Annotated in this window: 11 protein-coding genes; 9 read left to right on the forward strand and 2 right to left on the reverse strand. The window is 27.2% G+C overall.

Annotation, left to right across the window (positions count from 1 at the left end; translation table 11 throughout):
- Positions 1 to 141: 141 nt before the first annotated feature.
- The 4 genes from CHF27_RS02890 (at position 142) to CHF27_RS02905 (ending at position 3,435) form a co-directional block, all read left to right on the forward strand.
- Complete coding sequence (locus CHF27_RS02890) at positions 142 to 798, forward strand: hypothetical protein (protein ID WP_095405990.1); 657 nt, start codon at positions 142 to 144, stop codon at positions 796 to 798.
- Between the two features lie 209 nt (positions 799 to 1,007).
- Positions 1,008 to 2,216, forward strand: a complete 1,209-nt coding sequence (locus CHF27_RS02895; protein ID WP_095405991.1) for a S41 family peptidase — start codon at positions 1,008 to 1,010, stop codon at positions 2,214 to 2,216.
- Between the two features lie 80 nt (positions 2,217 to 2,296).
- Positions 2,297 to 2,935 carry a nitroreductase family protein gene (locus tag CHF27_RS02900; RefSeq protein ID WP_095405992.1) on the forward strand — a complete coding sequence of 213 codons (639 nt, stop codon included), beginning with the start codon at positions 2,297 to 2,299 and terminating at the stop codon, positions 2,933 to 2,935.
- A 197-nt stretch (positions 2,936 to 3,132) separates the two neighbouring features.
- Positions 3,133 to 3,435, forward strand: a complete 303-nt coding sequence (locus tag CHF27_RS02905) for a DUF898 family protein (protein ID WP_095405993.1) — start codon at positions 3,133 to 3,135, stop codon at positions 3,433 to 3,435.
- A 169-nt stretch (positions 3,436 to 3,604) separates the two neighbouring features.
- Here CHF27_RS02905 and CHF27_RS02910 read toward each other — a convergent pair whose 3' ends face one another.
- Positions 3,605 to 4,042: a MarR family winged helix-turn-helix transcriptional regulator gene (locus tag CHF27_RS02910; protein ID WP_095405994.1), complete on the reverse strand. Its 438-nt coding sequence runs from the start codon at positions 4,040 to 4,042 to the stop codon at positions 3,605 to 3,607.
- A 484-nt stretch (positions 4,043 to 4,526) separates the two neighbouring features.
- Between CHF27_RS02910 and CHF27_RS02915 the strand changes: the two genes are divergently transcribed.
- From CHF27_RS02915 to CHF27_RS02935, 5 genes are read left to right on the forward strand one after another with little or no spacing between them, the layout of a single operon-like run.
- A complete protein-coding gene (locus CHF27_RS02915; RefSeq protein WP_095405995.1) occupies positions 4,527 to 5,456 on the forward strand; it encodes an ABC transporter permease in 930 nt (309 codons plus the stop codon).
- A 20-nt stretch (positions 5,457 to 5,476) separates the two neighbouring features.
- A complete protein-coding gene (gene nikC, locus CHF27_RS02920) occupies positions 5,477 to 6,355 on the forward strand; it encodes a nickel transporter permease (RefSeq protein WP_243444928.1) in 879 nt (292 codons plus the stop codon).
- Complete coding sequence (locus CHF27_RS02925; protein WP_095406002.1) at positions 6,348 to 7,136, forward strand: ABC transporter ATP-binding protein; 789 nt, start codon at positions 6,348 to 6,350, stop codon at positions 7,134 to 7,136. Before nikC ends, CHF27_RS02925 begins: the two co-directional genes overlap by 8 nt.
- Positions 7,137 to 7,150: 14 nt before the next feature.
- The gene (locus CHF27_RS02930; RefSeq protein ID WP_095405996.1) at positions 7,151 to 8,113 is read left to right on the forward strand and encodes an oligopeptide/dipeptide ABC transporter ATP-binding protein; all 963 of its coding nucleotides are present in this window, start codon (positions 7,151 to 7,153) and stop codon (positions 8,111 to 8,113) included.
- A 19-nt stretch (positions 8,114 to 8,132) separates the two neighbouring features.
- Positions 8,133 to 9,734 (forward strand): ABC transporter substrate-binding protein, encoded by a 1,602-nt coding sequence (locus CHF27_RS02935; protein ID WP_115975884.1) that lies wholly within the window; start codon positions 8,133 to 8,135, stop codon positions 9,732 to 9,734.
- 121 nt (positions 9,735 to 9,855) lie between these two features.
- On the opposite strand, the gene CHF27_RS02940 is transcribed toward CHF27_RS02935, so the two are convergent.
- The gene (locus CHF27_RS02940) at positions 9,856 to 10,251 is read right to left on the reverse strand and encodes an RrF2 family transcriptional regulator (protein ID WP_115975887.1); all 396 of its coding nucleotides are present in this window, start codon (positions 10,249 to 10,251) and stop codon (positions 9,856 to 9,858) included.
- Positions 10,252 to 10,659 lie beyond the last annotated feature (408 nt).

A 10,659-nucleotide genomic window follows, 5' to 3' on the forward strand; every position in this document is an offset into this window, starting at 1 on the left:
TTCATTGGGTTTAGAATAAGTTTCACTCCCTATTTTTAAAATTAAAGAATATTGTTAAAAATAATATAAACTTATAGATTATATTTAATCTACTTGATATAATAAAATAAAAAGCTCTTAGACAGCGAAAGGGTGAGTTGTATGGAAATAGTTATATATTCATTAGTATTTTTATTAGTATCACTTTTAATAAGCTTATATAAGTTTTATAAAAACAAAAAATACAATAGTCAATTAAAAAATACAAGATTAAAATTTCTAATTATATTAGAAATAATATTAATGTCAATAGGTTCATTGTATGCGTTTTCTATGATTAATAGAGATAGTGCAACTTTTAATCAAGTAGATATGTCAAGAGATGATGGTACTTTAGTACTTACATATGAATTAGAAGGTTTACCAAATAATAAAAATTATGATTTAAATTTTAATATAAAAAGTAATAATTCAAATGATTTAATTATTAAACCCAAAGATGAAAAACCTATAGGTACTTCTAGTATTTATTATAGTAAAGAACAAGAAAATCCTAAAGTGATATTTAAAATAGATGAAAATGATAATTGTATCATAGATGTAATTGGAAGGGACAAGGATAAACAAAAGGTAGAAGATAACTATAAGTTTAAATTTAAAAGAGTAAAAAATGAACTATCAGATATGATGGGATTAGAAGTAGATATTCCATATAATAAAAAAGGTAAAATTAGCAAAAGAGAAAATAACATAGGAATATATGGTTCAGAAAATAATAATAAAAGTACATCAGTATATATGAATATATGTTCAAAGTAAAAGGCTATAAAAATATATTTGATAGAGTTAGTAATAAAATGACCTAATTTTTAGGTCATTTTTTGCATAAAAATAACATTGAGATAAAATGAATTAAGGATAAGTAAAAGGTAGAAAATAATTATAGGAAGGGCGAAATATTGTTTGAATGAGTATAGGTAAAATAGGGAAATATAATTTAATAACAAACATGAGGAGGCATAAATTTTATGAGGGGTAAAGTTCTGTTACTTATTATTATTGTATTTTTTTCAATAACCTTGGTTGTAAGTAGTTATTCTAAAGTAGAAGACCTTTCTATGGAAGAAAAATTACAGGACTTTGAGTACATATATAATGTAATTAAAGAAGGATATCCTTATCTAGATGTAAATAAAAGATTGAACAATATAGATTGGTTATCGAATAAAGAAAATTATATTAATCGAATTAAGTCAACTAAGAATGATAAAGAATTTATAAAAGAATTGTCAGAGGTAATAGATGAGTTAAATAATGGACATACAAATTTAATAAAAGATAAAGACAAATATAAGATTTTTAAAGAGTCGTATAGTAAACAAGGTTTGTATGACTTTTTTGATGATGAAAAGGTTAAGGATAGATATGATAGCTTAAGTAAAATAGGGATTAATCTAAATAAAGAAACTAAGCATTTTAATAATAATTTAATACTTAAGGATGTTGTTAAAGATAAGGTTGGATATATGAATTTACCTAAGATGTCTCCTAAAAGTGGTTCAATAAAAAAAGATATGAAAACTATTTTAGATTATATAAAAACATTAGATAATCATAAAACTTTAATTATTGATATAAGAGGAAATCGTGGAGGAAATGATGTTTATTGGAAAGAAATAGTTTCTAATATATCTAATCAAGATATAAAGACAAAAGGTTTTTCACTATTTAGAGGTAAAAGCAAAGTAATAAATTATTATATTAAAGCAAAAAATATTAAGTTGACTTCAATTGATAAGTTACCTGAGTCAGTAATAAAAAATGCACCTAATGAAGTTTCAGAGAAATTTAGTGGATTTTTAGAATTAGAAAATACAATAAAAACTAATCATAGTTCAAAGTTTAAAGGTAATATATATCTACTTGTAGACGAGCAAGTTTTTTCATCAGCAGAGTCTTTTGCTGTATTTTGCAAGGATACTAAATTTGCCACTTTAGTTGGAAATACAACAGGTGGTGGAGGCGGGGGATATGGACCTGTGCTTTTTAATTTAAAAAATAGTGGATTGATAGTTAGAATAAATAGTGATATGTTCTTAACTAGAAATGGAATTTGTGATGAAGAGTTTAAAGTTACACCGGATTTTCTATTGAAGAATGATAAAAGAACTAAAGAATTTAAAGATGATAATTGTATTAAGAAGGTTTTAGAAATTGAAGGTATTGATTTAAATTAAAAATAGTTTGACGATAAACTATTTTAGTTATATAATTAGTTTGACGATAAACTATTTTCGATAAAAAGGAGAAATACATAATGACAAATTTAGATTTTATATACAATCGTAAGAGTATAAGACAATTTAAAGATACACATATTCCTAAAGAGGACATACTAGAATTATTAAAAGCAGCAACTTTTGCGCCATCTCCAAAGCACCAACAAAACTGGCATTTTGTTGTTTTACAAAATCCTGAAATAATAAATGAAATGGCAGATATTGTAACTAAAAGCCATGAAAAAATAGGAGAACTTGCAAAAACTGAAAAAGATAAAAAAAGACATATGAGTGTAATAAACTACTATACTTGTTTTAAAGATGCTCCAGTAGTGGTATTAGTATATGCATGTGAATATAAAATGATAGAATATAAGATATTAAAGGAAAATGATGCACCTCAAGAAATTCTTGATGTTTTAGAATCACCTCAATCTGGAGCTCAAGGTATAGGAGCAGCAGTTGAAAACTTCTTATTAGCAGCAACAGAAATGGGATATGGAACTTGTTATATGACAGGACCTACTCATGCTAAAACTGAAATAGAGAAACTTATAGGATTTGATAAGCCAGGATATGAACTAATGTCTATGATTTCACTAGGAGTTGCTGAGGATAATACACCAGCGCAACCACCTCGTAAGCCATTAGAAGATGTTGTTACATTTATAGATTAATATTAAATTGTTTATAACAGAACCTAAATTGTACTTTAAATAGTATAGTAGGTTCTGTTTTTATTTTTGTATAATTTTGTATAATTTTAGAAATTAAATTTAAGATTTATTTAAGATTTAAGTAAGATTTTATTTATATACTTTAATTAACTTGTACCGTATAATAATAAACATAGATATTCACAGGAGGGTAAGACATGAAATCAAGATTTGAAGGAAATATATTAGGATTTATAGGTGTTAATGTATTAGCTGCAATAATAAGTATTTTTACTTTAGGAATAGCTACACCGTGGGCTATGTGTATAAAATATAAATGGGAAATAGAAAATACACTTATAGAAGGAAGAAGATTAAGATTTACAGGAACTGGAGGGAGTTTGTTTGTTAATTATATAAAATGGTGGATATTAACAATTATAACTTTAGGTATATATGGATTCTGGTTATATATAAAATTAGTAGAATGGAAAGTTGAAAATACAGAATTTGAAAATTAATTAAAAAGAGGTTGTCTTAAAATTGAATTTTGTGGTTAACCTACCGCTTGGGCTGAATATAAGTTATCCTACATACAGGCAAAAATCACGCCTGTAAATGTAGGGATAACTTATATTTCATCCTTCGCTAGGTTATGCTACAAAAATTTTGTATTTTAAGTCAACCTCTTTATTTTGCATTTTTGAAGTTGGAGCTAAGTTTTTTTAATAGTCTAAGAAATTCGGCTTTTTCTTCTTCTGTAAAGTTTTTATAAGCTGTTTGTTTAACTTGAGAAGATATATAATTAAATCTATCTTCTATATCATGTGCCTTTTGAGTCAGTCCAATATAAGTGACACGCTTGTCTTTTGTGCATTTCTCTTTTTCAACATATCCTAAATCTATTAACTTGTTAACTAAAGATGTAACTGTAGATTTATCTTTGCCTATTTTAGTTGCAATCTCTTTCATAGTAAGTTTTTTATCACTTTCATAAAGAGCAGTTAGTATGTTACCATGAGTTGGTATCAAATCATCTAATTTATTTTCTTTTAATCTATTTTCTATAAACTTTATCATATTAGCTTTGGTTCTACTAATAAAATAAATAATATATTTATCATTCATTATAAAATCTCCAATCTAAATGAAGTAAAATAATCTTAGTTTATATAATAACATATTTAGATGAATTTATTTAAAAAAATCTAAATATTTTAAATTCTATTAGCCTCAAATCAATACAGTTTATTGACGAAATTAAGAAAATAATAAAAAAACTTGATATATAATAATCATGTGGTATATAATAAATATACAACTTAATACAAAATATCTAAGGATTTAGAAGGATTAATAGAGGAAATTGAAAAAATATGACAAGACTTTGGTACAGTATCAAATGAAATTGTTACAAATGCTATGAATAGTAGTACCGATAGGCAAAAGGGATATAGAGAATCTGGTCATAAGAATAACCTTTCTATGTTTAGATATTTTTTATTTAAAAAAATTTTTATTGGGATGTATTATGAATAATATATTTAGGATGATTTTATTTTGTCAACTAATGTATTTATCATAGTACTTTTTTTAGTTTGGGGATGAAAAATTGAAGAAATACGTATTAAAAAAAATATTATCGATTATTCCGATAATGCTAGTTGTTTCTATAATTGCTTTTGGACTTGTAACTTTATCTTCAGGAAATATTGCAGAGATTGTATTAAGAGGAAGTGGTGTAAAAGCAAGTGAAGAGTCAATAAGAATGGTTACAGAAAGACTAGGTCTTGATAAACCGATATATATTCAATATTGGAATTGGCTAAAGGGAATTCTTAGATTAGATTTTGGAAAATCATATATGTCAGGTTTGCCTATAACAAATGATTTGATTTTTAGGTCAGTTCAAAGTGCAAAGCTTGCTTTGTATGGATTGATAATTTTAGTATCAACAGCATTGCCTTTAGGAATATTATCAGCACTTTATCCGAAATCATTAATAGATAAAGGAGCAAGAGGGCTATCATTTTTAAGTGCATCCCTTCCTGGATTTTGGGTTGGTCTTATGATTTTGTATTTATTTGGAGTTAAGCTGAAAATGATTTCTGTAATAGGAAGTGAAGACAGTAGTGTAATTATATTTCCAGCATTTACATTGGCACTAGGTAGTATAGGATCATATATAAGACTTATTAGGATAAATATGCTGGAAGTAATAGATAAAAGTTATATAAAAGCTGCTAGAGCTAAAGGTTTATCTGAAAAAATAGTTATTTTAAAGCATGCTTTGAAAAATGCAATGTTACCAATATTAACTAAATTTGGTGTAACAATAGGTGCATTTTTAGGTGGTTCTACAGTAGTTGAAATAGTTTTTTCATATAGAGGATTAGGAACATATGTAATGTCTGCTATTACTAATAAAGATTTTCCAGTAATACAAGCTTATGTGATTTTAATTGCGGCAGTGATTGTAATAATAAACTTACTTGTAGATATTTTATACATAATAATAAATCCAAAAATAGAATTAAAATAAAATTTAAAGGGGATTGAAAATTGGAAAGCACAGTAATAAAGCAATCTAATAAAAATGGAGATAGATTTATAAGTAAAATACTAAATATTTTTAAAGATAAAAGGACTTCTGTAGGAGCAATTATGGTTGTAGTAATTTGTGCAATAGCAATTTTTGCGCCTATAATAGCACCAAATAATCCATTGGATGTTAATATAAGTCAAAAGTTTCAAGGTCCTAGTAGTAGGTACTGGCTGGGGACTGATAATCTAGGAAGATGTATAGCATCAAGACTTATATGGGGGACAAGAGCATCTATTTTATATACATCTTTTATTTTAATAATAATGATGTTTATAGGGATAAGTATTGGTCTTATTTCAGGATACTTTGGTGGAAAAATAGATCATATATTTATGTCAATAACAAATGTTTTCATGGGATTTCCTAGTGCTGTTTTAGCACTTGCAATAACAGGTATTTTAGGTCCGAGCATTAAAAACTTAATTATAGCTATGTCTAGTGTATGGTGGACATCATATGCAAGAATTATTAGAGCTATGGTTATGGAGACTAAACAAAAAGATTTTGTCCAAGCTGCATATGCAACTGGATGTAACCATTTTCAAGTTATAGTAAAACATATACTTAAAAATATATCATCTTCAATAATAGTACTTGCAACTTTAGAGGTAGGAAATATTATTTTAGCAATAGCATCATATTCATTTATCGGATTGGGAGCACAGCCTCCATCACCTGAATGGGGAGTTATGCTAAATGACGGAAAAGCATATATACAAACACAACCACACTTGATTTTTTATCCAGGAATTTGTATAGCAGCTACTGTCATAGCATTCAACTTACTAGGTGAAGGATTAAATGGAAAATTTATTGGTGGTGGTAAATATGAATAAAGATAATTTAGTTTTAGATATAGAAAATTTAGTAGTAGATTTTAATGTAAAAAGCGATGTTATAAGAGCAGTAGATAATGTTAATTTAAAAGTTAAAAAAGGAAAAATAACTGTTTTGGTAGGAGAAAGTGGAAGTGGAAAGTCTGTAACAGCAACATCTGTTATGGGTTTATTAGATAGAAATGCAAAGATTGTATCTGGGTTAATTAAAGTAAAGGGAAAAGATGTTAGTAAAATGAATAAAAAAGAAAAAAAATATTTTAGAGGCAAAGATGTTGGTATGATTTTTCAAAATCCAATGCAATCATTAAATCCACTCCTAAAAGTTGAGAGTTTAGTATCTGAAGCTATAATGGCTCATAGTAATATTACTAAAAAGCAAGCATCAGAGGAAACGGTTGCTTTACTAGAAAGGGTTCACTTAAGTAATCCAAGGGAGATATTAAAGAAATACCCTTTTCAACTAAGTGGAGGAATGTGTCAAAGGGTCATGATTGCAATTGCAATGGCAATGAAACCGTCACTTTTGATAGCAGATGAGCCGACCACAGCACTTGATGTTACCGTACAAGTTCAGATTCTAAATGAAATATGCAACATGGTTAAAACTACAAATACAGGTGTATTATTTATAACACACGATTTGGGAATAGTAGCGGAAATAGCTGATTATGTTTATGTTATGAAAAATGGAAAAATCGTAGAAATGGGAGATGTTTACAAAATATTTAAAGAACCTGAGCATGAGTATACAAAGAAACTACTATCATCAATTATTTAATTACGGAGGTTAAAATGACTGTTTTAGTAAGAGCTGAGGACATAGTAAAAAGCTATGAAGTAAGCAATCAGATAAGTCGAAATAAAACTACCTTTAAAGCTTTAGACAATGTAACTATTGAGATAGAAAAAGGACAATCAATAGGGCTTATAGGTGAAAGTGGTTGTGGAAAAAGTACACTAGGTAAAATATTAGTTGGTTTAGAAAAATCTAATACAGGTAAAGTTATTGTTAATCAGGTAGATATTACTAATTTAAAATTAAAGGAAATGAAACCGATTAGAAAGAACGCTCAAATGATTTTTCAAAATACTACATCAACATTTAATCCTAGAAGTACTATTGGTCAAAGTATAGAGGAAGTTATTAAAAATTTTGAAAAGACAAGTAAAGAGGATAGAGTAAATATAGTTAAAGATATTTTGAAAAAAGTAGGCTTAGATGAATCTTTTTATAATAGATATCCAAATGAACTAAGTGGAGGTCAATGTCAAAGAGCAAATATAGCAAGGGCAATTGTATTAAAACCTAAATTTGTAGTATGTGATGAACCTGTTTCTAGCCTTGATTTTTCAATAAGAAAAAACATACTAAATCTTTTAAGGCAACTTAGCGAAGATTTTGGAGTTACATATTTATTTATAACTCATGATTTATCTACAATAAAATATGTATGTAAAAAGATAGCAGTAATGTATTTAGGTAAAATTGTAGAGATTTTAGATATTGATAAAATAGAAGAAAAAATGAGCCATCCTTATACAAAGATACTTTTCGATGCTGTATTAGTGGCAGATCCTACTAAAAGGGGAAAGAGAAGAGAAGTGATGGGGGAAATTTCACAAAATGTAGATTTAATATCTGGATGCAATTTTCAAAGAAGATGCAATAAATGTATGGAGATATGTAAAGAAAAAGTTCCAAAACTAAAAGAAATTGAAAAAGGGCATAGTATAGCCTGCCATATGTTTAAATAGAGTTTAAAGGGGGATTAGTATGAAAGGAATACTAAAGAAATCAGCAGTAATTTTAACGGCATTTGTTATGTCTATAACTACATTAACAGGATGTAGTAGTAGCTCATCTAATGCTAAGGGAGAGAAAAATGAAAAGGTAGTAAAAGTAGCAATTGCAGATGCTAATCCTGTATCTATAATGGATTCAGCTAATTCAGCAGGTAATATGCTTCAATATGAATTAATTTATGAGCCACTAGTAGTATTTGGTGAAAATGGCGAATATAAACCAGGTCTTGCTGAAAGTTGGGATATAAGTGAGGACGGAACAGAATATACTTTCCATTTGCGTAAAGATGTTAAATTTTCAAATGGGGAACAGTTCAATGCAGATAATGTGATTTTTAACACAGAAAGATGGAAAGATAATCCAAATACAAAATCTGTAAGTGTAGGTTCTAATATAAAGTCTGTTGAAAAAATAGATGAATACACAGTTAAATTTGTTTTTACAGAGAGTTTTTACCCTTATTTAAATGAATTATCATATCCTCGTCCATGTAGAATGATGGGAAAAGGATCATTAGATAAAAGTGGTAAATTTGAAAAGCCTATTGGTACTGGTATGTGGATGGTAGAAAGTTATGAAGAAGGAAAAGAAACTGTATTAGTTCCTAATCCACAGTATGTAGGCAAAAAACCAAATATAAATAAATTAATATTAAAAGTTATACCAGATGGAGAAGCAAGAATGATGGCACTTCAAAGTGGTGACGTTGACTATATAGCTACTACTGCAACTTCAGAAAATGCAGAAGTAGTTGCAAAAGAAGAAAATTTAGAAATGTTGAGTAGAAAAGGTACAACAGGATATCATTTAATATTCAACTATAAAAATGAAATTTTAAAAGATTTAAATGTTAGAAAAGCTATTAACTATGCAATTGATAATAAAACTATTGCAAATAATGTTATAAATGGAAATGGTGAAGCAGCTACAGGATTATTCCCTAATACTGTTCCTTATGTAAATAAAGATAATAATAAAGGGTATGAATATAATATAGAAAAAGCTAAAAAATGCTTAGAAGAAGCTGGATATACTGACTCTAATAAAGATGGAATTATGGATAAGAATGGAAAACCTTTAAAACTTAGTCTAGTTTTCCAAAATGAAAAATATCCAGAATGGAAACCTGTTTGTGAATATTTACAATCAGAACTTAAAAAGGTTGGAATAGATATAGAACTTAAATTATTAGATAATAACGCTTACAATGAGTCTATATGGAAAACAAAATCATATGATGTAGCTATTTATAGAACTTACTCAGATGCTTGGAATCCACATGGATTTATGAAAGCAATGTACTGTAAGTCAGGGGAAGCTGAAAAAGTTGGATGGGATGATGACAAATTAGAAAAAATGATAAATGAAGTATTAAAGATTTCAGATAAAAATAAAAGACAAGATAAATACAATGAAATAATGAATTATATGTATGAACAAGCAGTTTGTGCACCTCTTTATTATCCAAAGAGTAATTATGCATATAATAAGGATAAAATAAAAAATCTTATTATGGCTCCAACAGAAGACAGACAATTAGAGTGGAATGAATTAGAAGTTGTTGGGGATTAATATAGGCTGAAAATATTAAAAAGATAAAAAAAGAAGTGGAAATATCAATGTAAGAGAGTATAGGTAAGCCTGTGTAAAAACAAACTTATCTATACTTTTTTATTATACTATGAACAAGTTTTTAAAGAATATCCTCTAGTGTATATTCACTAAGTTTATTCTTAAACAAATCCAAAGCATCATTTATGATTGGTTTTAATTTACAGCAACTGTTAAGCTTGCAAGTATTATTTTCAGTAGAAAAACATTCAACAATGTTTAAGTTATCTTCGGTTATTTCAAGAAGTTGACCTAAATTTATATCTTTAGGATTCATTACTAATTTTATCCCTCCATTTCTGCCTTTAGAAGAGAGGATATACTCATTTTTAGCTAATTTATATACAATTTTCTTTATATGATGAGTAGATAAATTAAGAATAGATGATAATTCGTCTACAGTAAAAAGTTCATTTGGATGGTTACCTAAATAAATTAATATTCTGAAGCTGTAATCTGTAAATTTCGATAAATACATAAGTGCCTCCATATTTTGATTTTATAACTATTATTATATAAATTAAGTAATAGTAAATGCAAGGCTAAAATAAGTATATAAAATATATATTGTTCATTTAATATATAAGAAGCTACTAATGCTAATGTATTATCATTGATAATAGTAATAAATCTGACATGTAAAACATAGAATTATACGTAGGTCTAAGACGTGTAAATTTATTCAAGGGAGAAAATAAAACTATTTATGGGTATATTAGAAAAAGCAGAAAAATTAAGAAGCATAGCTATAAGCATAGCCAATGAAAAAGGAATTACAGTAATAAATAGTTTATAAAATCTTATAAAAAGATTGTAAAAATATAAACTATACTGCGTATGTAGAGAAATCTGCATAGGACACGACTTTAAAACCAGTAAACCCTAA

The organism is Romboutsia maritimum (genome assembly GCF_002251085.2).
GTDB classification, from domain to species: domain Bacteria; phylum Bacillota; class Clostridia; order Peptostreptococcales; family Peptostreptococcaceae; genus Romboutsia_B; species Romboutsia_B maritimum.

What these genes read in the sequence shown, in the direction of transcription:
- CHF27_RS02930 (WP_095405996.1), top strand. Translation starts at nt 7,151, where the DNA reads ATGACTGTTTTAGTAAGAGCTGAGGACATAGTAAAAAGCTATGAAGTA.
- CHF27_RS02910 (WP_095405994.1), bottom strand. Translation starts at nt 4,042, where the DNA reads ATGAATGATAAATATATTATTTATTTTATTAGTAGAACCAAAGCTAAT.
- CHF27_RS02895 (WP_095405991.1), top strand. Translation starts at nt 1,008, where the DNA reads ATGAGGGGTAAAGTTCTGTTACTTATTATTATTGTATTTTTTTCAATA.
- CHF27_RS02935 (WP_115975884.1), top strand. Translation starts at nt 8,133, where the DNA reads ATGAAAGGAATACTAAAGAAATCAGCAGTAATTTTAACGGCATTTGTT.
- CHF27_RS02900 (WP_095405992.1), top strand. Translation starts at nt 2,297, where the DNA reads ATGACAAATTTAGATTTTATATACAATCGTAAGAGTATAAGACAATTT.
- CHF27_RS02940 (WP_115975887.1), bottom strand. Translation starts at nt 10,251, where the DNA reads ATGTATTTATCGAAATTTACAGATTACAGCTTCAGAATATTAATTTAT.
- CHF27_RS02905 (WP_095405993.1), top strand. Translation starts at nt 3,133, where the DNA reads ATGAAATCAAGATTTGAAGGAAATATATTAGGATTTATAGGTGTTAAT.
- CHF27_RS02890 (WP_095405990.1), top strand. Translation starts at nt 142, where the DNA reads ATGGAAATAGTTATATATTCATTAGTATTTTTATTAGTATCACTTTTA.
- CHF27_RS02925 (WP_095406002.1), top strand. Translation starts at nt 6,348, where the DNA reads ATGAATAAAGATAATTTAGTTTTAGATATAGAAAATTTAGTAGTAGAT.